We start from the raw sequence: 26,239 nt of genomic DNA on the forward strand, positions 1-26,239 counted from the left end.
TACTAGATCCTTATTTTTTATTTATTGATTACTTGTTAATAATTTCTCCGCTGCTTGCGTTAACGTCCACGTCATCGACGTTAGTGAGGTCGACTTCATAGTGGATGACGCCGTTGTCATCGACAGAGAGTTCCCAGTTCTTGACTTTTTCGCCTGGGTGTTCAGCGAGGGCCTTTTCCATGGCTTCTTTTGGTGTGATTAAGCTGGTGACTTCGAGTTGTTTGGTTTCGTCATTGGCTTCTTTTTCAGCTTCTACCTTCAAGACTTCACCAGTATCTGGGTCAATGTGCATGTCCCATTCATTTTCCGCGTTGTAACCTTGGATTTGATAGGTATGTTTGCTGAATTCTTCTTCGTAGTCAAATTCAATTTCTTCGATCTTCACGTCTTGGGCGCCGGTTTCTTCGTTAAATTTATTCACGGCATCCTCGATAGAGACGGCATATTCTTTGTTTTCAATGCCTTCTTGGTCCTGACTGGATTGGTTAGATTCAGCTTGATCCTTATTGCCTTCTTTAGACTCTTGCTGGTCTTGGTTTTCTTCTTGAGAAGCCGTTTCTCCCTTGGTTTCTTGAGAAACTTCTTGGCTGCTTTCATTTTGGTCAGTGTTGGCCTTATCTCCCCCATCATTGGCTTGGCCACAGGCAGCTAGGGTAAAGATGCTGGCTAGACTAACTAATGAGATTTTCAATTTCTTATTCATATAATCGTCCTCCTCAAAATGCTTTTATATGATTGACATACTCTAAGCTTAGGAGAAATATTGATAAACCACAAATGGAAACGCTTCATTTTCTAGATTCTTAAAGTCTCCTTAATAAAAAACAGAGAAAAACTTAGAGTTTCTCTCTGTTTCGAAGGGAATGGTTTATCGATTGTCTGCTACAGTCGACTGACTTAATCACTTAAGTTTACTGCGGTGCCGCTGCAGGTGACCATGAGAATGCCATTATTAGCGCCTAGGGTTTCATAGTCCATCTTGACGCCCACCACAGCATCAGCGCCCAGGTCTTTAGCCCGGTCAGCCATTTCTTGGAGGGCTTCTTCGCGCGCTTGGGTCAGTTCGCCTTCGTAACCCTTGGACCGACCGCCAAAGACATTACGGAAACCGGCGCCCATATCTTTGAGCAGGTTGACCCCGGTCACCACTTCGCCAAAGACAATGCCCTGGTAGCTAGTGATGGTCTTGCCTTGGATGTTTGGTGTTGTTGTAATAATCATGATAAGCCTCCTTAATAAATAATGAAAGCGTTTTATCTCTATCACTATTTTATCACTTTGCTTGTCGACATAGTATAGGAAACCGCAAAAAAACCGTCCCCATTTTTATGCTGAGGGAACGGTTTCTTATCAAAGTTGAACTAAATTTCTCTGATCAGTTAGTTTAAGCCTTCTTCATTGGCTAAGGCTTGGATACTGAAGTCATGCTGGCGGGCCAGTTGACTAGGGGCTTTGATTTCTTGGTCGTCAGGAGCTTGGGCTTTGGCCTCTCGGTAGTTGACATCAAATTTAAGGAGACGGTAGCCGGCAGAAGCAATTGGCACCCCGATTAGCATGCCAGCCACGCCCATTAAACCGCCACCGACCGTGACTGCGATCAAGACCCACATGCCAGGCAGTCCCAGGGAATTGCCGACCACTTTGGGATAGATCAAGTTCCCCTCAATTTGTTGGACCACCACAATAAAGACGACAAAGAGCAGGGCTTGGATCGGTGAATGCATGAGGATCAACAGAAAACCTAGCCCTCCAGAGATATAGGCTCCCAAGAGCGGGATAATAGCCGTCACGCCGGTGAGAACTCCGATCATGCTGGCGTAAGGGAAGCCAAAGATCCACATGCCAAAGCCAACCATACAGCCCAGGATAGCAGCTTCGACGACTTCGCCAGCGATAAAGTTATAGAAGGCATCATTGACCATGGCGAGGACATAGTGGAATTGGTTATAACGCTTGTCCTTTAAATAAGCCTTGGTAAGTCGGTGGAATTGTTGACCCAGTCTTTCTTTGGACATCAAAATATAGAAAGTAATGATGATAGCAATAAAGATGGTAACGATCCAGCTGGCGACTGAAGTGACAGCGCCAATGGTTGACCCGATTAAACTCGAGGTGAGTCCCTGGGCAAAGCTGACGGTGCGCCGGACCATGTTTTGCCAGTTGAGGTCCAAGTTCCCCATATAGGAGACAATTTCCGGATAGAGGTCCTCGTAACGCTCTAGGAGTCGATCGAGACTTTGGAAGAGTCGGGGGAGGATCTCCATGAAGTTGGTCACTACAGCCACCAATTGGGGAATAATCAAGCCCAAGGTGAGAGCGATAATGGCTAGAATCGTTAAGAGGGCTAAGATAATGGCGATGGGGCGGCGGATTTTGGCCAGCCAGTCCTTATCGGCATGGGGCCAGAGATACTTCTCATAAAGTGACATTAAAATATTGACCACATAGGCCATCATGGCCCCTAAAGTGATCGGATAGGCAATCGACCAGACTTGGCCCAGCCAGGAGACGATGGTTGACCAGTTGAGGACAATTAGGCAGAGGGCAATGATGCCTAGCCCCAATGATAACCATTGTTTGCGATTAAAATGCACAAAGTTAACCTCCTTTATTGGTTAAAGATTGAATATTTTTTTGGCATAAGTTTACTTTAACAAATTATTGGCTAGAAGTCTTAAGAAAAAAGCAAAGTCAGCGGTCTTTTTGGTCCTTTGGAAATAGTTTGTAAAAATAAGTTTTACCACTTTAGAAAAATTCTAAACTAGTGTATACTAAGCATACGAAAGCAAGATGATTAACAAGGAGGAAGAAAAATGACTGATTTTCAACAGTTCATCGTGACCTTGGTCACTGGAGCAATCGCCCTCTGCCTACAATTTCTCATGGGGCAGGAGACCATGGCCTTTTGGCTGATTGCGATTTGGGGGATTATCATGGCCCTCATTTTGGCTAAGGACATGATTGAAACCCTAAAGGATGGCTACTATGGGGTCGATATCCTGGCCATTACCGCTATCCTAGCCACTCTAGCTGTGGGGGAACACTGGGCCAGTTTAATGATCTTAGTGATGATGACTGGGGGAGAATCCCTGGAAGCCTATGCTACCCAACAAGCCAGTCGAGAACTGGAAGCCTTACTAGAACACTCCCCCCAATTTGCCCACCGGATTAATGCCGACGGTTCGGTAGATTCCGTCCCGGTGGAAGAGATTCAAGTCGGCGACCAAGTCAGGGTCCGTCCTAATGAGTTGGTGCCCGTGGACGGAGTCATTGTCCAAGGCGAGACCTTTGTCGATGAATCGTCCTTGACTGGGGAATCCAAGCCGGTAGAGAAAGGCGTGGGCGACGAACTGATGTCAGGGTCTATTAATGGGGAGGCCAGTCTGACTTTTGAAGTGAAGAAGGCTGCTAAGGATAGCCAGTACCAACGTTTAGTGGCCCTGGTGGAGAATTCTAAGGAAGAGCCCGCTCCCTTTGTCCGCTTAGCTGACCGTTATGCAGTGCCTTTTACCATTATTGCCTATGCCATTGCCTTTATTGCTTGGTTTGTTTCTAAGGACCCCGTTCGTTTTGCCGAAGTCCTGGTGGTGGCTTCCCCTTGTCCTTTGATTATTGCTGCTCCGGTGGCTATTGTGGGTGGGATGAGTAATTCTAGCCGTAATGGGATTGTCATGAAATCAGGAACCAGCTTGGAAAAACTCGATCAGGTCAAAACCGCGGCCTTTGATAAGACTGGGACTATTACCCAGGGGTCTTTAGCTGTTGATGATATCGAAGTCCAAGCGGGCTTTGAGGCGGATCATATTCTCCATTATGCAGCCAGTGCCGAACAATCTTCTACCCACGTTTTGGCCCGGTCCTTAGTGGATGCCGCCCAAAAGCAGGATTTAAAACTCAGTCCCGTTAACCACCTAGAAGAAGTGACCGCTGCTGGGGTCCAAGGTCAAGTGGATGGCAAGGAAGTCAAGGTGGGTAAGGCAGACTTTGTCGGGGCTGAAAAGATCACTGACGGCAAGACCAATGTCTATGTGGCTATTGACGGCGCTTATGCGGGTCGGATTACCTTTAACGACCAAATCCGTTCCGAAGCCCCAGAAACTATCCAGGAATTAGAAAGCTTGGACCTGGACCGGATTATCATGCTGACCGGTGATGATGAAAACATTGCCCAAAGAATTGCCCACAGTGCCGGCATTGAAGAAGTCCATGCTAACTTACTCCCTGAAGATAAGATTAATTTACTTAAAGACCTTGAAGAAGACTCCCGTCCAGTTATGATGGTGGGGGACGGGGTTAATGATGCTCCAGCCCTAACTGTTGCCGATATCGGGATTGCCATGGGCGCTCACGGGTCAACCGCTGCTAGTGAATCGGCCGATGCAGTAATCTTGAAGGATGACCTCTCCAAGGTGGCCCAAGCGGTGAAGATTGCCAAGCACACCTTGAAAGTGGCCAAGCAAGCAGTGGTCTTTGGGATTGTAACCTCAATTATTTTGATGTTAATTGCTTCTACTGGAGTCATCCCAGCCTTACTCGGAGCCATTCTCCAAGAAGTCATGGACCTCATGGCCATCTTCTACGCCCTCCGCGCAAGAATGCAAGTGAAATAGAGTGCGACAGTCACACCAAAGGACGAAATCACTGGAGCTAAAGAGCAAAATTCTTGAAAAGAATTTCTTGCACTTTAGTGAAGTGGACGTTCGTCCTGTGACTGGAGCACGTTTGAATAGAGTGCGACAGTCACAATAAAGAACGAAATCGCTGTAAAAAAGATAAGAAAAAGAGCTAGTCGTTTAGCCTGGCCTCAACTTGGGCCTTGGCAACGAACTAGCTCTTTTTGATTTTAGGTAATAAAAAAGACGCGCTCAGGCGTCTTTTCTTCTAGTCTTTCTATAATGGGAGGAGAAAGATAGAAATAATGTATCTATTTACTACGCTTTTATAGTAAGCCATAATTGTGAAGAACTTGTGAACAAACTGGGAAGAAACTAACAAATCTCTTAATTATTCTTCTTTGTCGTGGTCACTTTCTTCATACTGAGCGGCTTGGCCCACGACCTCATCTTCGGGGAGGCGTTGGGCATCTAACTTGCCGACTCTTTGTTTGTCCTCTTCAACCACTTCAAAGACCCAGGCCCCGACCGCAAAGTGGTCGCCTAGTTCCGGCAGCTTACCTAAGTAGTGGGTGGCAAAACCGTTAATGGTGTGGTAGAGGTTGGCTTCTTTGAGGGGGAGTTGAAGGAGGGGTTGGCTTTTCTCAATGGCACAACCGCCGCTGAAGACATAGTGTTGACCGGCTTCGATGGTTTCAATATCTTGGGTGACCACATCGTCTTCATCCCAAATCTCACCGACTAATTCTTCTAAGACATCTTCCATAGTAACAATCCCAATCATGCCCCCGTGTTCATCGCGGACCACTGCCATATGGATTTGTTTGGCTTGCATTTGTCGTAAGAGGGTGGCAAGTTTCATATTTTGTGGGATGGAAAAGGTATCCAGTAGTAGACTGTTTAAGAGAATCTTCTTCTCGGGATGTTTGAATTTTTCCCGCAAGTAGCGGTTGAAGTCGCGTTCATGGAGGACACCGAGGACATTGTCGATGTCTTCTTCATAGACTAAGAGCCGGGAATAGGGTTGGTTTTCGAAAATGGCTTCAATTTCTTGGTCACTGTCCGAAACATCGATGGCTTCAACATCAATCCGCGGAGTAATGATAGCGGAGACTTCCCGGTCATCAAAACGGATGGCGGCCTTGACTAAGCGTTGTTCGTCATGTTCAATACTGCCACCGACCCGGGCTTCGTCCACCATAGATAGCAATTCTTCTTCACTAATGCCTTCTTGGGCCTCCAAGGGAAAGAAGTGTTGGACCATTTTTTGCCATTGGTTAACTAACCAGACGAGGGGTTTGAAGAGCCACATGATAGCCCGCAGGTAGGGGGTAGAGAACTTGGCAAAGGGTTCAGGGACAATCTTGGCGATCAGTTTGGGGGTGATTTCTGAGAAGAGCAAGAGGGTCACCGTGGTAAAAACCGTGGCAATAGTGGCGCCGTATTCAGGAATCAACTCCATAAAGATCACTGTCGCAATGGAAGAAGCAGCAATATTAACGAAGTTATTACCGATTAAAATCGTCGATAATAAGGAATCAAATTGATTTTGTAGGTCTAAGGCCTGTTTGGCGCGGTCGTCACCCAATTCCGCTTCATTCTGTAAACGAATCGAAGACGCTGAGGTGAAGGCCGTTTCTGATGATGAGAAGTAGGCCGATAAGATTACACAAACAAAAAAGATGATAATGCTGACAAGAAAACTGTCATCCATAGATGAAATTCCTCCTAAATTTTATTACTTCTATCATAGCACAAAGCCTGCCCTTGTCCTATCGATAGCCTAGAAGAATTCTAAAAATTGAACCGATTAGGGGGTCACTTTATTTTAGGGAAACATAAATTTTATTTGTCTTTAGAATCCTTCTAATCTTGTGAAAAATATTGCAAGCCGACTAGATCTGGGGTATAATTTTCGCGTAGCTACAAGATCTTGGGTAAGGCAGTGACTTCGCCGAGCCACATTGCGTAAAGAAAATAAGTTCAGGACTAGTTTCATGAGTGACCATTGCTGGGATGATGACCAGCATCTTTCACAAGGACTTGGGGGTCAAGCCTTTTGCGACTAGTCCGCTTATTTCTGACCTTTTTTCCCATGGGGGTTGTTATTGTTAGGCATTTTAGTGTATCAAAAAGGAGAAATTTTTAATGCATTTATCTAAAAGTCAAGCCCTAAAGTTATTTCTAGCGGCTTTCTTGTTTTTATTAGTGGCCTTTTCTGAACCTGCCCACGCCATGCACATTATGGAGGGTTACTTGCCACTGAAATGGGTAATCATTTGGTTTGCGATTTTCATTCCCTTCTTCTGCTATGGGGTTTACCAAATTAAGGAAAGCGTCAAAAAGGATAGTAAAAATAAGGTCTTATTAGCCCTCAGTGGTGCCTTTATCTTTATCCTATCTTCCTTGAAAATTCCATCCGTGACTGGGTCAATATCCCATCCTACGGGTGTCGGTGTGGGGACCTATTTATTTGGTCCTGGGGTGATTAGCGTGTTAGGGACTATCTGTCTCTTATTCCAAGCCCTCTTCCTAGCTCACGGTGGTTTAACCACACTGGGTGCCAATGCTTTCTCGATGGCGGTTGTGGGACCATTTGTTGGTTACGCCGTTTACCGTTTAGGCGAAAAAATCAACCTACCAAGTAGTGTCAATATTTTCCTCTGTGCAGCCTTAGCTGACTTGGCCACCTATATGACCACCTCCTTCCAATTGGCTCTGGCTCACCCTGACCCTGCCTTAGGGATCTTTGCAGCAGCTATGAAATTTATGGGCGTCTTTATGATTACCCAAATTCCTCTAGCTATTGTTGAAGGGCTACTTTCCGTGGTAATGGTGAATATGATTAACGACACCGTCTTGAAAGAGGTGAAGAAATAGATGAAAAAGAAAAATTTATTACTCATCTTATTAGCCCTATTAATTATGTTTATCCCCTTGTTTACCATTGATGGTGAATACGAAGGTTCCGATGGTGGGGCTGAAGAATTGATTGGGGAATTAGACGAATCCTATACCCCTTGGTTTGAACCCATCTTTGAACCTGCTTCCGGTGAAATTGAAAGTTTACTCTTTACCTTACAAGGAAGCATTGGGACCGGGATTATTTGCGGGATCGTTGGTTACTATCTAGGCAAGAATAAAGGCCTAGACCAAGGTAAGAAATAAATGAGAGTGTGACAAAAGTCAAAAAAGCCCTGAAGAGCTACGCATACTATATCTGTAACTCGCTCTTCGCTTCGAACAGCTATAGCAACTGGAACAAACTATGAAGATAGGCGAAAGCCTATCGCGCATAGTTTGTGAAGTGGACGTCAGGGCTGACTTTTGGAACACATTTTAAAAGAAGCTGAGACAAAGGTACTCAGCTTCTTTTTAACAAGTAATCAATTAGTGAAAAGGTGTGATGTTATGGGGATTGATCGTTATACTTATCAATCCAAGTGGGCGAAGAAGTCTGGCAAGTTTAAGTTTGCTTTCTGGCTCTTAGGGATTCTAGTAGCCTTTTCGGGGTGGAATAGCCTGGAAGTGGTCTATACCCTCCTGATCATGGCTCTTACCCTCTACCTGGTGCCGATTAGGCTAAGGACCTACCTGAATTTATATATTGGTCCGGTTCTGTTTTTGGCCTTTTCTAGCCTGGCCTTGTTGGTGTCTGTCAGCCAAGAGCCCGCCCTTTTCTCCTGGTCCTTGTCACTAGGAGATTATTACCTGGGACTTTTAAGTGGTCAGCTTTCCTATACCTTGACCCTAATTATTAGGGCTTTGACGGCGATCACGGTGACGTTTTTATTTACCCTGACTACGCCACTAAAGCAGATCTTACAATTGATGAAGCAAGCCCACATCCCTTATGTGGTGATTGAATTGGTCCTCTTGATGTACCGTTTTATCTTTGTCCTCTTAGATGATGTGGTGGTGGTCTACCAGGCCCAAAACTTGCGCTATGGCTACTCCCACCCTAGAGTGTCTATCCATTCCCTGGCCTTACTGGCTAAGGTAGTCTTCGAGCGGTCCTTGTATCGCTTTACGGAAATGACCGACACCTTAGATTTGAAACTCTACCAGGATGAATTTTACCTGGATTAGTTTGATTGGCTAAAAAGGGAATGGAAATGGCTAGGGTATAAGGATTTGTAGGCTTACAAATGAATGAGTGAGGATGAAATTATGTTAAGTGTCAACCACCTATCTTTTGCCTACCAAGGGCATACTGTATTTGAAGATATTTCCTATGATTTTTCCAAGGGCCAGGTGATTGGGCTGATGGGGGCCAATGGGACTGGCAAGACGACCTTGATGCGGATTTTAACTGGCCTTATTCCGGTGGAGAAGGGGATGGTGCTCTTCCAAGGCCAACCCCTCTCTTATAAGAAGAAGGACCTCTACCAACTTCGTCAAGCGGTCAATATGGTCTTTCAAGACCCCAACCAACAGCTCTTTTACCCCACGGTTCAAGATGATGTGGCCTTTGCTCTCCATAATTTGAAGCGCGACCCGGCTGAAATTAAAGACCGAGTGGCGAGTGCCCTCAAGGCTTTGGCGATCGATCACTTGGCTAGCCGCCCGATTCAAACTCTTTCCTATGGGCAAAAGAAACGGGTAGCCCTGGCGGGGATCTTAGTGATTCAACCGGCCATGATTCTCTTGGATGAACCTACTGTGGGGCTAGACCCAGCAGGGGTCAAGGACCTGACTAAAATCATTCAAGATTTGGTTAAGGAAGGCCACCGTTTCTTGATCTCAAGCCATGATATGGCCTTTCTCTACCAGCTCTGTGACCAATACTTGGCCATCGCTGACAAGGGTATCGTAGCTCAAGGGGACAGTGAGACGGTCTTTAAGTCCGAAGCCTTTATGGAAAGCATTGGCCTAGAACTCCCTTGGCAAGTCCGTCTGCTAGATGAGTAAGGGTGGCTATCGGAGGCAGAAATTGGACGCTAATAGTTTACTTTTAGGTCCAAAGCCCTTATAATGCTGGTGTAGTTATTAAGACAGTCAAAGTGTCATTTCTGCAAGCAATAACGAGGCAGAAAAGACACTTTTTTATTGAGTTTAAGGACTTTTGAAGAGGGGTAATGTGATGTTTACTGAAGGTTTTGATACGATTGCTGCGATTTCAACGGCACCGGGGGAAGGCGCGATTGGAATTGTGCGCTTGTCAGGGGATCAAGCCCTAGATATTGCCGATACCGTCTACCAAATGGGGACCAAGCAATTGGCCAACCAGGATTCCCATACCATCCACTACGGCCACATTGTTGACCCACAAAGCGAACAAGAATTGGATGAGGTCATGGTCACGGTTCTTCGTGCTCCTAAGACCTATACCCGCGAAGACATTGTCGAAATTAACTGCCACGGGGGTATGGTGGCCACTGACCGGATTTTGCAGTTGGTTCTTAGAGAAGGCGCGCGGATGGCGGAACCGGGCGAATTTACCAAGCGGGCCTTTCTCAATGGCCGGATTGACTTGACCCAAGCCGAAGCGGTCCAAGACATGATCCGTTCCAAGACGGACCGGTCCATGGACCAAGCCATGAAGCAATTAGACGGGAAATTGTCGACCAAGATCTCGACCTTACGGGACAAGATTTCCGATGCCATGGTCCAAGTGGAGGTCAATATTGACTATCCAGAATACGAAGAAGAGGAAATGACCCTGGAACTCTTAGACCAAACCGCTGATGCCATTCAAGCTGAATTACAAGGCTTACTGCAAACCGCTAAACAAGGGAAGATCCTCCGTGAGGGGATCGAAACTGCCATTATTGGCCGACCCAATGTAGGAAAATCCAGCCTCTTGAACCACCTCTTACGTGAAGACAAGGCCATTGTGACCGATATTGAAGGAACCACCCGGGACACCATTGAAGAATATGTCAACTTACGGGGCGTGCCTTTGAAGTTGGTGGACACGGCGGGGATTCGTGATACGGAAGATGTAGTCGAAAAAATTGGGGTAGAACGCAGTCGCAAGGCCATGGAAGAAGCTGACCTGGTGCTCCTAATCCTCAACCAAAGTGAACCCTTACAGGCGATGGACCGGGAACTCTTAACCATGACTAAGGACTCCAATCGGATTATTTTACTGAATAAGACTGACCTGGAACCAGCCTTAAGCTTTGCCGACTTGGCCGACTACGCTGATAAGGAAGAGGCCATCAAAACCTCTATTACTCAAGACCAAGGGGTGGATGACTTGGAAGAAAGAATTTCCCAACTCTTCTTCTCTGGTCAAACAGGCGACCGGGATGCCACTTATGTGTCCAATACCCGCCATATTGACCTCCTCCAAAAGGCCAGCCAAGCCATTGCTGAAGCCAAGGAAGCCATTGGTCTGGGAACCCCCGTTGATTTAATCCAAATCGACTTTAACCGGGCCTTTGAATTCCTCGGCGAAATTACCGGGGAGAATGCGCCTGATGAATTAATCACCAAACTCTTCAGCCAATTCTGCCTCGGGAAATAGTTAGGAGAGTGCGACAGTCACACCAAAGGACGAAACCACTGGAGCAAACTATGGGAAATAGGCGAGAGCCTATTGTACATAGTTTGTGAAGTGGACGTTCGTCCTGTGACTGGAACACGTTTTAAGAGAGTGTGACAAAAGACTAAAGAGGCCTGATTTGGTCCTTGACGACTCAATTTCTAGGAGAAGTTACTTTGATTAAGCCAATCTGATAAAGAAATTTTTATTTGATAATTTAATTAAACCCAGGTCCAAAAGCTTGATTTAACAGCCTTGCAATTCCTGGTTGCGTTAATGATCTGGACTGGTGCTAGCTGCTCCCAGGCAAATCACCTATAATTAAGACAAAGAAAGGGGTAGGCGTCGACCGCTTTCAATAATAAATAATGGATCTTTCATTGAAAGGAAGTGGTTGGCATGATTTTAGCTGACAAGATTTTATATTTGAGAAAACAGGCGGGCTGGTCCCAAGAAGAATTGGCCCAACAATTAAATGTTTCCCGGCAATCGATTTCTAAATGGGAGCGGGCCGAAGCCATTCCCGATTTAGAGAAGATATTAGACTTGGCTCGGATTTTTGGGGTAACTACTGATTACCTGATTAAAGACGAATTAGACCAGGTGGACTATAGTGATGGCGACGATTCCCCGGCGGACGCAGTCGCCCTTCCCAAATTATCGGTTGAGGAAGCCAATGCTTTTATTACGGCCCGTTTTAAAGGGGTCCATAAGTTGGCACTCGGGGTCCTTCTCTGTATCCTAGCCGGGATTCCTATCACCGTTCTGGGTATCTTGAGTGAGGGCCAGGGTTGGTTTCATGCTCAAGGGCAAATTTCCATTCTCGGGGTTTCTTTGACTTTGGCCATTGTCGCCATTGCCGTAGCCCTGTTTGTAAAGAATAGCCAAGTCTTAAAGGCCTACCAATTCATTTGTGAAGGTCAATTCACCCCGGCTTATGGGGTCAGTGGCCTGGCCAGCGAAGGACTTAAACGTTACCAAGCCGCCTACCAGCGGGGCTTAATATTAGGCATTATGTTCTGTATCTTGGCGGCCATCCCGCTCTTATGGGGATCGATTAGGGAAGAAAATACTGCCCTCGCCCTGGGTTTTGGTCTGACTATCCTCATCGTGGCTTTGGGTGTCTATCAGCTGGTCAAGGTGATTAGTCGCAGAAACACCTTCCGCTACCTCTTGCAAGATGAAGCATTGATCGAAAGTACTGGAGACCGGGAAGTGGACGCTAAAATTGACCGCTATATGGAAATTTATTGGCCCTTGGTCCTGGCCCTCTACCTAGGCTATAGTTTCTGGACTGAGGACTGGGGCCGGTCCTGGATCATCTTCCCAGTAGCTGGAATGCTCAGTGTAGTTCTAGAAAACCTATTGGAAATCGTCTTGAAAGATTAAATAAGCTTTAATTTCCCCCTTTGCCTATTTTACAAATCCCGCTTTTCCTGCTATAATCTGTCAGGAAATTAAATAATTAGACAGTCAAAGTGTCTATCCGTCCTGTTTTAGGGGCGGAGTGGACACTTTTTTAGTGCTTATAAAATGACTACTGTCTAGTTAAGGAAAATGGATACCACTAGCAGAAGATAAGAAGAACGACTTGAGTTAGGAAGGAAGAGGATGAATGCAAACTTTTGAAGCGGGAAGTTATGATGTCATTGTGGTCGGCGCGGGCCACGCAGGCTGTGAAGCGGCCTTAGCCAGTGCCCGGATGGGGATGGAAACCCTATTGATGACCATTGATGTGAATATGGTGGCCTTTATGCCATGTAATCCTTCGATCGGAGGGCCAGCCAAGGGGGTTGTGGTCAGAGAAATCGATGCCCTGGGTGGTGAAATGGGCAAGAATATTGATAAGACCTATATCCAAATGCGGATGCTTAATACTGGAAAGGGACCTGCTGTCCGGGCCTTGCGGGCGCAAGCGGATAAGGAAGCCTATGCCCGGGAAATGCGCCGGACCGTGGAAAGACAGGAAGGTTTGACCCTCCGCCAAGGCATTGTCGATGACCTGGTAGTGGAAGATGGGGTCTGCCGGGGTATCATTACCCAAACTGGCGCTCTCTACCGGTCCAAGGCGACGATTCTGACCATGGGAACCAGTGCCCGGGGAGAAATTATTATCGGCGAACTCAAATATTCTGCCGGCCCGAATAACTCTCAACCGGCCCTCCATTTAACCAAAAACCTGGCCGAAAAATACGGCTTCGACATTACCCGCTTTAAGACCGGGACCCCGCCTCGGGTGGATAAGAAGACCATCGACTTCTCTAAGATGGAAGTCCAACCCGGCAGTGAAGAAGCCAACCACTTTAGCTTTATGACTCCGGATGAAGATTATTTACCCGTAGATGAACAAGTGCCTTGCCATTTAACCTTCACTAACAGTAAGACCCATGACTTGATCCGAGCTAACTTGGACCGGGCCCCGATGTTTACCGGGATTGTTGAAGGAGTCGGAGCTCGTTATTGTCCTTCCATTGAAGACAAGATTGTTCGCTTTGCTGATAAGCCCAAACACCAACTTTTCTTGGAACCGGAAGGCCGCGATAATGAGGAAATCTACCTGCAAGGGCTTTCCACCTCCCTGCCTGAAGATGTCCAAATCGAAATGGTCCATTCCATTACTGGCATGGAAAAGGCCCAAATCATCCGCGATGGTTATGCCATTGAGTATGATGTGGTCCGTCCTAGCCAGTTAAAGGCTACCTTTGAAACCAAGAAAATTGAAAACCTCTACACCGCTGGGCAAACCAATGGGACTTCAGGTTATGAAGAAGCGGCCGGTCAAGGCCTCTATGCCGGGATTAACGCCGTTTTAAAAATCCAAGGCAAGGAAGCCTTTATCCTGGGTCGGGATGAAGCTTACATTGGTGTCTTAGTGGATGACCTGGTCACCAAGGGAACGACCGAACCTTACCGCCTCTTGACTTCTCGGGCTGAATACCGGCTCCTGCTCCGCCATGATAATGCTGACTGGCGCCTGACGGAGAAGGGCTATGAAATGGGCTTGGTGACTGAAGACCGCTACCAAGCCTTTAAAGCCCACCAAGCAGCAGTCAATGAAGAATTGGACCGCTTGGAACATACCCGCCTGAAACCGACTGATGAGCTCCAAGCTTATCTAGAATCTAAGGGGTCAGCCCGCTTGAAAGACGGTATCCTGGCTTCTGAACTCTTGCGCCGTCCGGAACTTTCTATTGAAGATATTCTAAAATTTGCGCCGGGGGATAAAGACTTGGGCCATAAGGTTTACGAAGAAGTGGCCATTGCCATTAAGTATGCCGGCTACATTGAAAAGGCTCAAAAACAAGTCAAACGCCTGCGGAAAATGGAAGGCAAGTTGATTCCAGAAGATATTGACTACAGTCAAATTGAAGGCCTGGCTACTGAAGCCAAGGACCGCTTGTCCACCATTGAACCCCGGACCCTAGCCCAAGCTAGCCGGGTATCTGGCGTTAACCCTGCGGATGTGTCAATTCTAGCTGTTTACTTGGAAAGTCATCCTAGCTAATTACAGTTGATGAGCATACGCTCTGCTTTTGAATTTTGGACGTTGAAAAGCCATGGCATCGGTTCGAGCCTTAGTCTCTCACCTAGCGAGCTTCAAATGGCTAGTACGGCTAAAGCCTACTATCCATAATTCACATCGCTTGCTTGTTCATGGCTAACGACCAAATTCAAAGCGCCACTACTGCTCAAATTTATCTACCAAATAAATTTTAAATAATAATTAACTGACCACAGTAAAATATCCCTCTTCCTTAGGCTGATCGGCTTAAGAAAGAGGGATATTTTTTTATTTATACTGCTCAAAACGATTTCATCAAGAAACTCTTATAGTTGACTGAGTTGGCCGGCTTCAATTTGATAGATGCGGGTGCAGAGGATTTTCACCATGGCTAGGTCATGGGAGATAAAGAGCATGGCGAAGTCTTGGTCTTTTTGCAGGTCCTTGAGCAGGTCAATCAGCTCGAGGGCAATCTCCCAGTCTAAGGCAGAGAGAATTTCATCAGCGATGATGACATCGGGTTGGGCCAAAAGAATCCGTAAAATCGCAAAACGTTGTCCTTGTCCGCCTGACAGCTGTTTGGGCGACTTTGCCATGAGGTTCTGGTCAAGTTTAAGCCTTTGGGCCAGTTCTTCGAGTTTGGTCTCAAAGGCTGCTTGCGAGGGGTACTTGGCTTGGATCGAAGGGATCTGATAGATTTCCTTTAAATTCTCCCCCATCCGGTAATGGGAGTCAAAGGCCTGGTAGGGGTTTTGAAAGATCATCTGGATGGCTTGGAAGTCGCTTAGGGACTGGGTCTCTAAGGTTCGACCCTTAAAAATAATCTGACCTTGACTTTGAGGATAGAGGCCGGTGAGTAATTTGGCCAGGCTGGACTTGCCTGATCCTGATTCTCCCACTAAGCCCACAAATTCCCCAGGATAGAGGTCCAAGTTGGCTTCTTGAAGGACCGGCTCCTGGCTTCCGGGATAGCGGAGGCTGAGGTCCTTAGTGGTCAAGATCGGTGCTTGGCCTTTTGGCTCTTGACTCACAAAGTCCTGGCTGGCCGCTTTCCGGTAGTCCACGCTCTCTACTAAACGCTGGGTAGTTGGGGCTTGAGGCTGATTAAAAATGGCCTGGGTGCTGTTGCTTTCAATATCTTGACCCTGGTCAATAATGACCAAACGGCTGCAGAGTTGGCTCACTAATTCTAAGTTATGACTGATAAAGAGCACCGCAATGTTTTCGGCTTGACTCACCGATTTGATCAAGTCGATAAAGCTTTCTTGGTTGACCTGGTCCAAGGCAGTAGTCGGTTCATCCGCTAGAATCAACCGAGGCTTTTGTAAGAGGGCCATAGCAATGACGATCCGCTGCTTCATCCCCCCTGACAGTTGGGCGGGTTTACTGGCTAAGACCTGGTCAGCATGCTTGAGGTTGACTTGCTTTAAGACCCGGTCAAAGACGGCTGGATAGTCGGCTTTTTGGACTTGGGGTTGGAATTGTTTCATCACCAGTTCCAATTGAAAGGTGATGTCGTAGTGGGGGTTAAGGCTGTCGAGGGCCTCTTGCTGGATCACGGCAATCTCCTTGGGCAGAGCTTTTTGCCGGCCTTTAAGGGAAAGATCGACTAGGTCGCCCAAGCCTTGGTAGAGGATTTGGCCCTTGACTTGAACCTGGTCTTGGAAGTTCATGATGGCCTTAACGGTAAGACTCTTACCAGCACCAGAAGGGCCTACCAAGCCCAACCGTTCACCGGGGTAGACGTCAAGGGAGAGGTCCTTGACATAGGTCTGCCCTTGGATGGCTACTTGAAGGTTTTTAATGCTTAATAGGGGTTTTGTATCCATTAGTCATCACCTTTCTAAGACGGCCTGGCGGTCAAACAGGGCTTGGAAGAGTAGGGCCAGGATAAAAATAGCCAGGGTGGGAGCGAGAACCAGGAGAGGGCGCTCAAAGACATAGAGTCGGTAGTCATAGAGCAAGGTCCCCCAGTCGGGTTGGACGATGTCAGTCCCCAGTCCGATAAAGGCCAGGCTGGCGTAGGATAAGACCATCCCACTCAAGCGGTTGGCCAAATTGGTTAAGATATAGGGCTGTAAATTTTTGGCCAGGTGGTTCTTGATCAGGGCATAGTTAGACAGGCCAAGTTTCTTGAGGGTAATAATAAATTCCTCTTCCTTGAGTTCTTCCGTTAAAGCAGAAACCTGGAAGATATAATTGCCCATGGCCCCGATCCCTAGGACAATCCCAGCGCTGATGGGGGTAAGACCGATGAGGGCGGTAATAATTAAGGCCATAATGAAACTAGGTAAAATCAAAAGGGCTTGGGCGGCGAGCAGGATGGTCTTCTTCCAGTAGCCGCCGTAGTAGCCGGCAATAATGCCCAAAGTCGTCCCTAAGATTAAGGAAAGACTCCCACCAACCGCTACTACCGTCAAGGTACGCAAAGCCCCTGCCTGCATCAAGGCCAAGACATCCCGTCCCAAGTGGTCGGTCCCGAGCCAGTGACTTGAGGAGACTGGGGCTAAGATATTAGCCATATCGGTTTGAAAATAGTCCGGCGAAGGAATCAGTAAAAAGACCAGCAAGAAGATCAGGAGGGACCCGGTTAAGATTTTTTGCTTAGCTGACATAGGTCGTCTCCTTTCTTAGATACTTCATGAGGAAGTGGAAGATCACTTGGACCACCAGCATCCATAAGCCCACAATCATAATATAGGACTGGATAATCAGGTAGTCGCGCCGTTGCATGCTGTGGACCAGGTAATTGGAGATCCCAGCCACTCCAAAGGAATATTCCACCACGGCCGTTCCTCCGATGACCCAACTCATTTGGGCCAGGGAAGCAGCCAGTAAGCCATACAAGGACTCCTGCCAGCCGTACTTAGCCAGGGCAGTCCTTAAGGGGTAACCCCGTAAGACTAAGGCCTTGATATAGGTTTCCTTCTGAGTCGTTTCAAAGTGGCGGCAAACGATCCGTGATAGGGGGCCGATTTGGTAGAGGGCCACCACGACTAAGGCAAAGACAATGGCCCAGGGACTTTCCTCGGTGTAGAACTTGAACCATTGGAGTCGGACACTGGTAATTTGGATAAAGACAATAATTAAAATAAAACTGGGGATGGCTTGGGAGAGCAGGGATAAGCCCCGGCTCAACTTGTCCCAGACCCCATTAGAACGAAGCGATGCTAGGAAGCCTAGATAAAAGCTTCCCAGCATCGCTAATAAGAGCCCGCCCAAACCGACTGTTAAAGAAGCCGGCAGGCGGTTGAGTATTTCTTGACGAATGGGTTGACTAGAATAGAAGGAAGTTCCCCAATCGCCAGTAATGAAATGGCTGATCCAATGGAAATATTGGACCAGTAAAGAACGATCTAAACCAAACTCTTCATTCACCAGGCGGATATTCTCGGGGCTAGGGGCGAGCTGCTTAGATTCTAAGTAGAGCGTCGCCGGATCGCCCGGGATTAAGCGCGTGATGAAAAAGGCAAAGAGACTCATTAAAAAGAGCAAGCCCAGAGCCTTGGCCAGCGTTTTTAATTTCATACTTACCTCCTTCAGATTTTGCTTACGTCTTTTTGGCGTGTCATTTTTCTTATTTATTAACGCCTAAGGAAGGGTTAACAATGTAGTAGTCGCCGCAGTAGAGTTGGTAGTCACCTAAGTCAGCGCCAATTCCGGCATGCCATTCGGGGTCGACCAGACGGATAATCGGACGGTCGTTAATGATTTTTTCTTGGATAGACTTAGCGATTTCATCTCTTTTTTCACTGTCAGCTTCTTGGCCTAATTGGTCAAGTTCCCGGTCCACTTCTGGGTTACTATAATCAAAGCGGTTGTCAGAACCGTTTGTTCTAAAGAATTGGTTGAGGAAGTAACTTGGTTCGCCGGTTGGGGCAGTGTGTTGGCTGTAGAGTAAGAGGTCGTAATCTGATCCGGTTCTCACATTTTCAGCACTGTCTAAGGCTTGGACATTGACCTTGATGCCTAAAGGATTAAGTTGGGAAGATAGGATTTGACCAATAGTTACCAGGTCTTGACGGAAGGACAAGGTTGCTACATTAAGCTCTAAGGCTTGGCCGTCCTTTTCCCGTTGACCTTGGTCATTTTTCTTCCAGCCCATTTCATCTAAGAGGGCTTCGGCCTTTTCAGTGTCGTGTTCTAGTGGCACATCGGCGTTAAAGGAGTAAATATCTGCAAAGAGACCACTTGGTAGCCGTCCACCTTTGAGGGCTTTGAGGTAGTCCTCTCGGTTCAAGGCCAAGTCGAGGGCTTCACGCATCTTATCCTCCTTAAACAGAGGTCTTTGGATGTTGACTAGGGCAAAATATTGATAACCCGCGTCATAGGATTGGGTCTTTTGCCCTTCTTTGTCCAGTTGTTCCTTTAAGTTGGGTGAAATCGGTGCAATGAGATCCAATTCTCCCGATTGGAAGGCAGACTTCATGGCTGCTTCATCGTTAAAGGCCGTGATGGTGACATTTTTTCTTTGGTCAGCGTCGGGGTAGTTGGGGTTAGGTTCCAAGTCTAATTTTTCTTCGGATTGTAAGTTCTTGGCTTGGTAAGGACCAGAGTAGATGACTTGGTCGCCGTCGCGTTTGTAGACCACATTGGTCCACTCGCCGAGAACGGAGTCCATGACTTGGGTAGGACGCTCGGTAGTGATGGTGAGTTGATTATCACTATCAGCGGTAAAGGTGATCTTACCAGCCGTGGCGTTGGCTAGCGGGTTCTTTTCTTGGATCTCGTTTAAGCAAGTCGCTAGAGCTGGAGCGTCAACCGTCGACCCATCCGCAAACTTGGCTTCGTTTTTGGTGGTCGCTTGCCAGGTGTTGGCATCGACATGGTTGAGTTCATCGATATAGCGGGAGTAGAGGTTGCCGTCTGGATCTTGTTGGTAAACGTATTCCGCTACCCCGTGACTAGCCAAGGACCAACTGGAACTTAAGGGATCCAGGTCGGAGGCGACCAGGCTTTGGCCGACTTGGTAGCGATCTTTATTGGCTTGGTCCTGATTCTTGCTGTCGCCGCCAGCTTGGCAACCAGCTAGGAAGAGGGTCAGGCTACTGGTACAAAGGATGATGAATTTTAAAAATTTTTTATTCATAGCTATACCTTTCTATATATTATTAAGGGAGGGTTTCCCTGTTTATTTTCCCTATAAATAAAGACGTAAGCAAACAACATATAGGGAATTCCCTTACCGATTTTACAATATGTAGGCAGAGAAAACAAGCTAAATTTGGAAGCGCTTTAAGAACAAATAAAAAGCCTATTTTAGTGTTAATAGGAGCTTTAGGCTCGGCTCAGTGCTACAATAGTGGGGCAATGATAGCTAAAAAAGTGAGGAAAGAAGTGAGACCATGGCAAAAGTGAAGGAATATGGACCAGTGGATGAACGTTTTACCTGGATTAATTTACCGGTGGATGATTTAGACGACCTCCTCGAGATTGGGAATACTTACGGGATCAGTGAAGAAATGTTGGCCTATGCCAGCGACAAGAATGAACGGGCCCGCTTGGAGTACGATGATGATACCGATACCTTGCTGATTATTTTTAATATTGCCAATAAGAAGAAGGTGAACTACCACTATGAAACCCTGCCAATGACCCTTATCATTCGGAACAATGTCCTCTTAACCTTTGCCCATGAGGATAATGATTATGTTATCCAGCTGATGAAGCATTATATCCACCGCCACTCGGATGAAGGGCTGTATAAGTTTCTCTTCTCTAGTCTCTTTTTAATTGTTAAGGAATACTTCCCTTTGGTGGAGGAGATGGACCGGGAGCGCAACCTCTTAACCAAGGAATTACGGACCCGAACCACTCGCAAGAACCTCTTCAACCTGTCAGATTTAGAAACGGGGATTGCCTATTTCCGTACCGGGGCCCGGCAAAATGAAATTCTTTTGGAACAATTCCGCTCACCCTCGCTCTTTAAACGCTTGGATGGGATTGATATTGAAGAGTTGGACGACGCCGTCATTGAAGCCAAGCAGCTCGTGGAAATGACGGAACTGTCCTGGCAAATCCTCGACCGCCTCTCCGACACCTATAACAACGTCTTGAACAATAACTTGAACGAGACCATGCGGATCTTGACCGTCCTCTCCATCCTGCTTACCGTGCCCACCATTGTGACCGGTTTTTATGGGATGAATATGGACCTCCCCTTTGTCCAAAGCCGCTTTTCCTGGGTCTTCGCCCTAATCATCTCCGCCCTCGGCTGGTGGATCCTAGCAAGAATATTAAAACGATTCTTTGATAAACACTAGAGTGCGACAGTCACACTAGAGGACGAAACCACTGGAGAAAACTGGGATAAGCTCAGCAAAGCTGAGCGTTACCAGTTTTTGAAGTGGACGTTCGTCCTGTGACTGGAGCACGTTTGAAAAGAGTGTGACAGTCACAACAAAGGACGAAATCGCTACGCATACTATATCTGTAACTCGCTCTTCGCTTCGAACAGCTATAGCAACTGGAAGAAAAGGACGTAAAAATTCTCAGAGAGAATTTGTCGTCATTTTCTGAAGTGGACGCTTGCTCTGCACTTGGAGCACGTTTTGAAAAGGATGTGAGGACGCCGTCAGAGACTTGAATTGCTGGAAGAAAATACCATAAGCACAGCTCGACTGTGCGTTGGGATTTTCTGAAGCAACTTCAAGGCTGGCATCCGAACTCAACTAGAGTATGACAGTCACAACAAAGGACGAAACCGCTACGCATACTATATCTGTAACTCGCTCCGCTTCGAACAGCTATAGCAACTGGAAAGAAAAGCACCGTAAATTTGAAGCCTTTTTACGGTAGAATAGGGAAAGCTCCTTAATTGAGTGCTTACTCATTAAAAAGTATAAAAGCAATGCTCAACTGACGCTTAGACATGAGAATTGCTGGCTTTTAGGGTATAATAAAGGTATCTAAAAGGCAGGAATAGCCAGTGAAAGGAGCTAGAAGGATGGATTTTAATGGAAAACGTTTATATCGTAAAAAGTATGACCGAACCTTTTTAGGGGTATGTGGTGGTTTGGGAGAGTATTTCAATGTGGATCCCGTTATCTTCCGCATCATCTTTGTTGCCCTTTTCTTAGGAGGGTCAGTCGGTTTTTGGCTGTACTTATTGATGGCCTTGATCATTCCTGAAGAACCTGACTCACAAGAATAAGCCTTACAGTTTTACTAAGTTATAATGGGGTGGTATGTATGAAAAAGAGACAAGTTTTCGGCCTGTTTTTCAGCATGCTGCTTTTTTTGTGGGGCTGTGACCATAACCAAGCCCTCAACTGGGTAGAAGACCAGCTGGTTGATCAAGAAGAAGTGACTAACCAAGTCATAGAAGAAAGTGAAACTAAGCCGGTCGAATCGGCTTCTCAAGAAGAGAGTCAGTCAGCTCCTAGTAAGGACCAGCCAGGGAAGACTTCTCAGCAGAAGGGCCGGCCTCAAGCGCCGTCTAAGCAGGAAGTCATCCAGCAATTTAAAGAGGCCCCCCTGGCTGGCCAGGTTAAGGAAGCCGATTATGCAGACCTCCTGCCAATTGTCCAAAGACAATTAGAGCAGGGGAGCTATCAATTTGTGGTTGACGTGACCGCTCCCCAAGCTAGTGGCTCAGCCCTCTTTGAGCGTTTGCGCCAAGACTTGTATGGGACTTATTACGGGATTGTCCTGGACTATGCTAATGCCTATTCCTACCAGGCCAGTCCCGGTAAGTTGAAGGTCTTATTGACCTTCCGCCTCCACCATGACGCCGCTGCTGACCAGGCCATCCGTGACTATGCCCGTCACTTTGCCAGTCAGATCCAGGGCAAGAGCGACCACGAAAAGGTTCGTCTCATCCATGATGCCATTATTGACAAGGCCCACTACCACCTAGGTAAGGGAAATGATGTCCAAGGTGTCTCGATTTATTCGCCGGCCTGCATCCTCTCCCAAGGCACTGGGGTTTGCCAGGCTTATGCTGGTCTCTTCCAGATTATGTGTGATGAGAGTGGGGTCAAGTCACTGGCCCGGACCGGCATTGCCTATCAACACGCTGACAAGAACCAGCCCATCGACCACGCCTGGAACTTGGTCCAAGTCAATGGTCAGTGGCTGGGGGTCGATACGACTTGGGATGATCCCGTGGACCTCAATAATCCCCAAGCTGAGTTTAAACGTTACGATTACTTCTTAGTGGACTTGTCTGACACCCACTTTGCTGACGATAAGATACGTTAGGCGCTTATTAGGGGCGAGAGAGGGCTTTTCTTGCACGCTCTTGCCCTACTTTTTTGTTAAGATCCTGCATGCGGGCGGCAGGATTTTTTATTGGAAAAGATTGAGAAAGGTTGTGAATTGATGAAAACAGATACAGAACAGCAAGGCTTGCCGTGGCTGCCCTTGATGGTGATGCTGGGCCTAGTTTTATTAGCTATTATTTCGGAATTATTACCTTCCGGCCTCTTAGTGCAAATGGGGGATGACCTGGGAGTTGATTATGGGACGGTGTCTTACTTGGTGGGAGGCTATGCCTTACCCGCTGGGCTCTTAGCGATTCCGATGACCCAGGTGGTGACCAAGTTTAACCGCCGGCCCCTCTTGCTCGTCTTAACCTGCGGCTTTGCCTTGTCGAACTTCCTGGTTTTCTTGGCCCCTAACTTTCCCTTGGCCTTTATGGGACGTTTGATCGGTGGCGCCAGTGCCGGGACATTTTGGTCCATGTTGGGCCCTTATGCTATGGACATGGTGTCCAGTGAAAACCGCGGTAAGGCCGGGACCATTGCTCTGGCGGGGTCACCGATTGGGATTTCTCTCGGTTTGCCCCTGTGGACGCGTTTAGGTCAAGTCGCTGGCTGGCGGATCGCCTTTTTAGCCACTGCACTAGCCTTTCTTGTCTTAGGCTTATTGGCTTGGCGACTTCTTCCCTCGATTCCGGGACAAGCAAGTGACAGCCGGGTCAAACCGACTGATGTCTTGAAGAAACCGGGTTTCCGGATAGCTATCTTAGTAGTCTTCTTGATGGTGATGGCTGAATATAGTGTCTATGTCTATATTCAATTGATTAGTGAGCGCTTGGGGCTAGCCCTGCAAAGTTCTCAAATCTTCTTTGGGGTCGGTGCCCTCCTAGCGGTTTGGATTGTGGCTCGCTTTATTGACAGTCACTTGAAGCATTTAATGCAAGGGGCTCTCTTAGCAGGAGCGCTTGCCATGTTTGTCTTCCTGGCCCTTTCTGGCCATCCGCTTTTAGGTTTAGGCGCCATGGTGCTTTGGGGGATGAGTTTTGGCCCGATTTCCTCACTTTTACAGAATTCGGTGATTCGCCAAGTGGACAAGGGCCATGACGTGGCTATGTCGATTCAAACCACGGTCTTTGACCTCTCTATTATGGGGGCCAGTGTTATGGGGGCTTCCTTCTACCAAGGTTTAGGTCTAGGCGCTAACCTGCTTGTGGCTATGATCCTCTTCCTGGGAGCAGCCCTGGTGGTGACGGTCTTTAGACAATATTATGAATAGTTACTAATTGTAAGCATGAAAAAATCACTCTAGAGCACATTCTAGAGTGATTTTTTTGAAGGGTGCGTATTTTAAAGTAGGGATTAGATACCAAAGAGTGGTGCGATCATGGGGACAACGAAGACGGTCAAGACGCTGACTACGACCATGGCAACGGAAGCCATCGCGCCTTCGGTTTCACCCATTTCTAAACCAACGGCTGCTCCAATGGTGTGTCCGGCTGTCCCTAAGGCAAGGCCACGGGCAACGGGATCTTCGATATGGAGCCATTCGAGTAGGCCTTTACCGACTGCGGAAACGATCACGGCGTTAAAGATCACGGCTGCTGCAGTGATGGAGGAGATCCCGCCTAAGGATTCTGCGATCGGTAGGGCGATAGCGGTGGTGGCTGGTTGAGGTAAGAGGGCGGCAATAATAGAGTTATCCATATGGATTAACTTAGCCATAATCCCTAGTGATACCAAGGAAAGGGCCATCCCGCCGACTAACATAATAGCGATTTGTTTCCAATATTTAACGAGTAGTTTTCTTTGCTTATAGAGTGGGATAGCAAAGGCGATGGTGGCTGGTTCAAGGAAGAACATGATCACCTTTCCACCGGGTTGATAGGCTTCATAAGGAATCCCGGTGACGACCAAGAAACCGATCCCTAAAATCATAGCGACAAAGAGTGGGGTAAAGAGGAAGAAATGGTTAAAGCGGTTGTATAACCAAGTCCCAATCCCAAAGGTAACAAATGAAATAACAATTCCTAAATAAGCTGACATGTGATGAACGCTCCTTCTTCTCTTGACTGCTTACTGATCGAACAACTGCGCCCTAGTGGCTGACATTGTTACTGTATGAGTAAGAACTTTCGCTGCTTTCTTGTGAGCTGGATACTTTCTTACGTACCCATTCAATGCCTTCACCGATGTAACCGATGAATACCATGGCCATGATGGTCCAGAAGATGACCAAGAAAACAATTTGTACCCCGGATGTGGCCATAATCCCGAGAGAATTAATTAAGGAAATTCCGGAGGGGACGAAGAGGAAGGAAAGAATCGAAATCAATTTTTGTGATAAGCTTTCCACTTGTTCCAGTTTGACAATGCCTAGGCAGAGACTGGCGAAAAGTAAGATTAAACCAATCACTGAAGCTGGCATGGGGATGGGGGATAGTTTAGAGAGATAGCCTGAAATCAGCATAATCACTGCGAAGATCCCCGCTTGAGTTAGAAAGTTCGCTTGTTTAACTTCTTGTTTTTCTGTTTGTTTCTTTTCCATTATGAATCGCTCCCTTTGTTTGTTATTTTTGACTCTCCATTTATCTGACAATCATAGTTTAGCCTAATAACAAGGATGGAAGCGGTTTTATTCATAAGATGCGAGGATTGGAACATAACTTACATGGCCCTGGACATTAAATACAGGGTCTCATTTATTCAATGGGCAGGCGGTCTTTGAAATCTTTGAGATAAGACCTAGAAACCGGCACCTTGCTCCCGTTTCTCAAGGTGACTTGGTAGGTCTGGTTGAACCAGGGTTGGATTTCTTGGATCTGGTCGATATTAATTAGGTAGGAGCGGTGGGTTCTTAAAAAGAGGTCCTTAGGTAATTTCTTCTCAATGGCACTCAAACTCCCCGCCATTTCATAGGTCTTGTCATAGCTTTCGATACTGAGGGTGTGACCTTGGACCGAAACCAGGAAAATTTCTTCAGGACGAAGGAGGTAGACCCGGTCATTACTTTGGATAGGGATAGCCTCGTGGCGCTTACTTTCTTGGTCTTGGTCGACTTGGCCACTAGCCCGCTCCAGGCTTTGGTAGTATTTGTCGATTGCCGCATGGATCTTAGACTCTTCAAAGGGTTTTAAGATATAGTCATTGGCATTGGCTTCAAAGGCCTCTAGGGCGTATTGGTCATAGGCTGTGGCAAAGATGAGATAGGGTGGGTTGTGGACGGACTTGAGTTTCTTTGCCAGGTCAAAGCCGGTTTCGCCCTCGAGGTGGATGTCTAGAAAGAGAATATCAGGTTTCTCATCCAGCATCATGGTGATGGCTTGGTCAATGCTGTCGGCGGTTTTCACCTGGCTAACCTGGTCGTGTTGTTTGACCAAGTAAGCCAGCTCTTGGCGCGCCATTTGTTCGTCATCAACAATCAAAACTTTCATCT

At 47.0% G+C, this 26,239-nt stretch carries 23 protein-coding genes; 12 read left to right on the forward strand and 11 right to left on the reverse strand.

Annotated elements, in window-relative coordinates; all coding sequences use genetic code 11:
- Nucleotides 1–28: 28 nt before the first annotated feature.
- From JFU01_RS04940 to JFU01_RS04950, 3 genes are all read right to left on the reverse strand, one after another.
- Nucleotides 29–703, reverse strand: coding sequence for a PepSY domain-containing protein (locus tag JFU01_RS04940; RefSeq protein WP_195856052.1), 675 nt, complete (start codon nucleotides 701–703; stop codon nucleotides 29–31).
- A gap of 194 nt (nucleotides 704–897) precedes the next feature.
- Nucleotides 898–1,221: a putative heavy metal-binding protein gene (locus tag JFU01_RS04945; protein ID WP_195856053.1), complete on the reverse strand. Its 324-nt coding sequence runs from the start codon at nucleotides 1,219–1,221 to the stop codon at nucleotides 898–900.
- A 158-nt stretch (nucleotides 1,222–1,379) separates the two neighbouring features.
- The gene (locus JFU01_RS04950) at nucleotides 1,380–2,594 is read right to left on the reverse strand and encodes an AI-2E family transporter (RefSeq protein WP_195856054.1); all 1,215 of its coding nucleotides are present in this window, start codon (nucleotides 2,592–2,594) and stop codon (nucleotides 1,380–1,382) included.
- A gap of 219 nt (nucleotides 2,595–2,813) precedes the next feature.
- On the opposite strand from JFU01_RS04950, the gene JFU01_RS04955 reads away from it, so the two are divergent.
- The gene (locus tag JFU01_RS04955) at nucleotides 2,814–4,610 is read left to right on the forward strand and encodes a heavy metal translocating P-type ATPase (RefSeq protein ID WP_195856055.1); all 1,797 of its coding nucleotides are present in this window, start codon (nucleotides 2,814–2,816) and stop codon (nucleotides 4,608–4,610) included.
- Nucleotides 4,611–5,004: 394 nt separating this feature from the next.
- Here JFU01_RS04955 and JFU01_RS04960 read toward each other — a convergent pair whose 3' ends face one another.
- A complete protein-coding gene (locus JFU01_RS04960) occupies nucleotides 5,005–6,327 on the reverse strand; it encodes an HlyC/CorC family transporter (RefSeq protein ID WP_195856056.1) in 1,323 nt (440 codons plus the stop codon).
- Between the two features lie 434 nt (nucleotides 6,328–6,761).
- On the opposite strand from JFU01_RS04960, the gene JFU01_RS04965 reads away from it, so the two are divergent.
- The 7 genes from JFU01_RS04965 (at nucleotide 6,762) to mnmG (ending at nucleotide 14,608) form a co-directional block, all read left to right on the forward strand.
- Entirely contained in the window at nucleotides 6,762–7,493 is a 732-nt protein-coding gene (locus JFU01_RS04965) for an energy-coupling factor ABC transporter permease (RefSeq protein ID WP_195856057.1), read from the forward strand.
- Nucleotides 7,494–7,781, forward strand: coding sequence for an energy-coupling factor ABC transporter substrate-binding protein (locus JFU01_RS04970; RefSeq protein ID WP_064293029.1), 288 nt, complete (start codon nucleotides 7,494–7,496; stop codon nucleotides 7,779–7,781).
- 243 nt (nucleotides 7,782–8,024) lie between these two features.
- On the forward strand, nucleotides 8,025–8,702 hold the full coding sequence (cbiQ, locus tag JFU01_RS04975; RefSeq protein ID WP_195856058.1) for a cobalt ECF transporter T component CbiQ: 678 nt from the start codon (nucleotides 8,025–8,027) through the stop codon (nucleotides 8,700–8,702).
- Between the two features lie 81 nt (nucleotides 8,703–8,783).
- Entirely contained in the window at nucleotides 8,784–9,524 is a 741-nt protein-coding gene (locus tag JFU01_RS04980) for an energy-coupling factor ABC transporter ATP-binding protein (protein WP_195856059.1), read from the forward strand.
- A 172-nt stretch (nucleotides 9,525–9,696) separates the two neighbouring features.
- Nucleotides 9,697–11,085, forward strand: coding sequence for a tRNA uridine-5-carboxymethylaminomethyl(34) synthesis GTPase MnmE (gene mnmE, locus JFU01_RS04985; protein WP_195856060.1), 1,389 nt, complete (start codon nucleotides 9,697–9,699; stop codon nucleotides 11,083–11,085).
- A gap of 417 nt (nucleotides 11,086–11,502) precedes the next feature.
- Entirely contained in the window at nucleotides 11,503–12,492 is a 990-nt protein-coding gene (locus JFU01_RS04990) for a helix-turn-helix domain-containing protein (protein ID WP_198434195.1), read from the forward strand.
- Nucleotides 12,493–12,718: 226 nt separating this feature from the next.
- A complete protein-coding gene (gene mnmG / locus JFU01_RS04995) occupies nucleotides 12,719–14,608 on the forward strand; it encodes a tRNA uridine-5-carboxymethylaminomethyl(34) synthesis enzyme MnmG (RefSeq protein WP_195856062.1) in 1,890 nt (629 codons plus the stop codon).
- A 323-nt stretch (nucleotides 14,609–14,931) separates the two neighbouring features.
- On the opposite strand, the gene JFU01_RS05000 is transcribed toward mnmG, so the two are convergent.
- The 4 genes from JFU01_RS05000 to JFU01_RS05015 are packed head-to-tail and all read right to left on the reverse strand — an operon-like array spanning nucleotide 14,932 to nucleotide 19,694.
- Entirely contained in the window at nucleotides 14,932–16,434 is a 1,503-nt protein-coding gene (locus tag JFU01_RS05000) for an ABC transporter ATP-binding protein (RefSeq protein ID WP_195856063.1), read from the reverse strand.
- Nucleotides 16,435–16,440: 6 nt separating this feature from the next.
- Complete coding sequence (locus JFU01_RS05005) at nucleotides 16,441–17,220, reverse strand: ABC transporter permease (protein WP_195856064.1); 780 nt, start codon at nucleotides 17,218–17,220, stop codon at nucleotides 16,441–16,443.
- On the reverse strand, nucleotides 17,210–18,133 hold the full coding sequence (locus tag JFU01_RS05010; RefSeq protein ID WP_195856065.1) for an ABC transporter permease: 924 nt from the start codon (nucleotides 18,131–18,133) through the stop codon (nucleotides 17,210–17,212). Before JFU01_RS05010 ends, JFU01_RS05005 begins: the two co-directional genes overlap by 11 nt.
- Before the next feature lie 49 nt (nucleotides 18,134–18,182).
- Nucleotides 18,183–19,694, reverse strand: a complete 1,512-nt coding sequence (locus JFU01_RS05015) for an ABC transporter substrate-binding protein (protein ID WP_198434196.1) — start codon at nucleotides 19,692–19,694, stop codon at nucleotides 18,183–18,185.
- A gap of 256 nt (nucleotides 19,695–19,950) precedes the next feature.
- Between JFU01_RS05015 and JFU01_RS05020 the strand changes: the two genes are divergently transcribed.
- The 4 genes from JFU01_RS05020 (at nucleotide 19,951) to JFU01_RS05035 (ending at nucleotide 24,082) form a co-directional block, all read left to right on the forward strand.
- Entirely contained in the window at nucleotides 19,951–20,868 is a 918-nt protein-coding gene (locus tag JFU01_RS05020) for a magnesium transporter CorA family protein (RefSeq protein WP_070558764.1), read from the forward strand.
- A gap of 683 nt (nucleotides 20,869–21,551) precedes the next feature.
- Entirely contained in the window at nucleotides 21,552–21,758 is a 207-nt protein-coding gene (locus JFU01_RS05025) for a PspC domain-containing protein (RefSeq protein ID WP_013669191.1), read from the forward strand.
- A 38-nt stretch (nucleotides 21,759–21,796) separates the two neighbouring features.
- Entirely contained in the window at nucleotides 21,797–22,807 is a 1,011-nt protein-coding gene (locus JFU01_RS05030) for a transglutaminase domain-containing protein (RefSeq protein WP_195856067.1), read from the forward strand.
- 120 nt (nucleotides 22,808–22,927) lie between these two features.
- Nucleotides 22,928–24,082 carry an MFS transporter gene (locus JFU01_RS05035; protein WP_195856068.1) on the forward strand — a complete coding sequence of 385 codons (1,155 nt, stop codon included), beginning with the start codon at nucleotides 22,928–22,930 and terminating at the stop codon, nucleotides 24,080–24,082.
- A gap of 83 nt (nucleotides 24,083–24,165) precedes the next feature.
- On the opposite strand, the gene lrgB is transcribed toward JFU01_RS05035, so the two are convergent.
- The 3 genes from lrgB to JFU01_RS05050 all read right to left on the reverse strand — a co-directional run bounded on the left by lrgB (nucleotide 24,166) and on the right by JFU01_RS05050 (nucleotide 26,237).
- On the reverse strand, nucleotides 24,166–24,849 hold the full coding sequence (gene lrgB, locus JFU01_RS05040) for an antiholin-like protein LrgB (RefSeq protein WP_195856069.1): 684 nt from the start codon (nucleotides 24,847–24,849) through the stop codon (nucleotides 24,166–24,168).
- Nucleotides 24,850–24,901: 52 nt separating this feature from the next.
- Complete coding sequence (gene lrgA, locus JFU01_RS05045; RefSeq protein ID WP_070559026.1) at nucleotides 24,902–25,351, reverse strand: antiholin-like murein hydrolase modulator LrgA; 450 nt, start codon at nucleotides 25,349–25,351, stop codon at nucleotides 24,902–24,904.
- A 154-nt stretch (nucleotides 25,352–25,505) separates the two neighbouring features.
- Entirely contained in the window at nucleotides 25,506–26,237 is a 732-nt protein-coding gene (locus tag JFU01_RS05050) for a LytR/AlgR family response regulator transcription factor (RefSeq protein ID WP_195856070.1), read from the reverse strand.
- Nucleotides 26,238–26,239: the final 2 nt, after the last annotated feature.

This window comes from Aerococcus sp. Group 2 (assembly GCF_905125285.1).
Taxonomy (GTDB): domain Bacteria; phylum Bacillota; class Bacilli; order Lactobacillales; family Aerococcaceae; genus Aerococcus; species Aerococcus urinae_E.

Excerpts from the sequence above, each read along its gene's own strand:
- JFU01_RS04960 (WP_195856056.1), bottom strand. The coding sequence starts at position 6,327 with ATGGATGACAGTTTTCTTGTCAGCATTATCATCTTTTTTGTTTGTGTA.
- lrgB (WP_195856069.1), bottom strand. The coding sequence starts at position 24,849 with ATGTCAGCTTATTTAGGAATTGTTATTTCATTTGTTACCTTTGGGATT.
- JFU01_RS04980 (WP_195856059.1), top strand. The coding sequence starts at position 8,784 with ATGTTAAGTGTCAACCACCTATCTTTTGCCTACCAAGGGCATACTGTA.
- JFU01_RS04990 (WP_198434195.1), top strand. The coding sequence starts at position 11,503 with ATGATTTTAGCTGACAAGATTTTATATTTGAGAAAACAGGCGGGCTGG.
- JFU01_RS05050 (WP_195856070.1), bottom strand. The coding sequence starts at position 26,237 with ATGAAAGTTTTGATTGTTGATGACGAACAAATGGCGCGCCAAGAGCTG.
- JFU01_RS05010 (WP_195856065.1), bottom strand. The coding sequence starts at position 18,133 with ATGAAATTAAAAACGCTGGCCAAGGCTCTGGGCTTGCTCTTTTTAATG.
- mnmG (WP_195856062.1), top strand. The coding sequence starts at position 12,719 with ATGCAAACTTTTGAAGCGGGAAGTTATGATGTCATTGTGGTCGGCGCG.
- JFU01_RS04965 (WP_195856057.1), top strand. The coding sequence starts at position 6,762 with ATGCATTTATCTAAAAGTCAAGCCCTAAAGTTATTTCTAGCGGCTTTC.
- JFU01_RS05000 (WP_195856063.1), bottom strand. The coding sequence starts at position 16,434 with ATGGATACAAAACCCCTATTAAGCATTAAAAACCTTCAAGTAGCCATC.
- JFU01_RS05020 (WP_070558764.1), top strand. The coding sequence starts at position 19,951 with ATGGCAAAAGTGAAGGAATATGGACCAGTGGATGAACGTTTTACCTGG.
- JFU01_RS04970 (WP_064293029.1), top strand. The coding sequence starts at position 7,494 with ATGAAAAAGAAAAATTTATTACTCATCTTATTAGCCCTATTAATTATG.
- JFU01_RS04940 (WP_195856052.1), bottom strand. The coding sequence starts at position 703 with ATGAATAAGAAATTGAAAATCTCATTAGTTAGTCTAGCCAGCATCTTT.
- JFU01_RS05025 (WP_013669191.1), top strand. The coding sequence starts at position 21,552 with ATGGATTTTAATGGAAAACGTTTATATCGTAAAAAGTATGACCGAACC.
- JFU01_RS04955 (WP_195856055.1), top strand. The coding sequence starts at position 2,814 with ATGACTGATTTTCAACAGTTCATCGTGACCTTGGTCACTGGAGCAATC.
- JFU01_RS05030 (WP_195856067.1), top strand. The coding sequence starts at position 21,797 with ATGAAAAAGAGACAAGTTTTCGGCCTGTTTTTCAGCATGCTGCTTTTT.
- JFU01_RS05005 (WP_195856064.1), bottom strand. The coding sequence starts at position 17,220 with ATGTCAGCTAAGCAAAAAATCTTAACCGGGTCCCTCCTGATCTTCTTG.
- JFU01_RS04945 (WP_195856053.1), bottom strand. The coding sequence starts at position 1,221 with ATGATTATTACAACAACACCAAACATCCAAGGCAAGACCATCACTAGC.
- mnmE (WP_195856060.1), top strand. The coding sequence starts at position 9,697 with ATGTTTACTGAAGGTTTTGATACGATTGCTGCGATTTCAACGGCACCG.
- cbiQ (WP_195856058.1), top strand. The coding sequence starts at position 8,025 with ATGGGGATTGATCGTTATACTTATCAATCCAAGTGGGCGAAGAAGTCT.
- lrgA (WP_070559026.1), bottom strand. The coding sequence starts at position 25,351 with ATGGAAAAGAAACAAACAGAAAAACAAGAAGTTAAACAAGCGAACTTT.
- JFU01_RS05035 (WP_195856068.1), top strand. The coding sequence starts at position 22,928 with ATGAAAACAGATACAGAACAGCAAGGCTTGCCGTGGCTGCCCTTGATG.
- JFU01_RS05015 (WP_198434196.1), bottom strand. The coding sequence starts at position 19,694 with ATGAATAAAAAATTTTTAAAATTCATCATCCTTTGTACCAGTAGCCTG.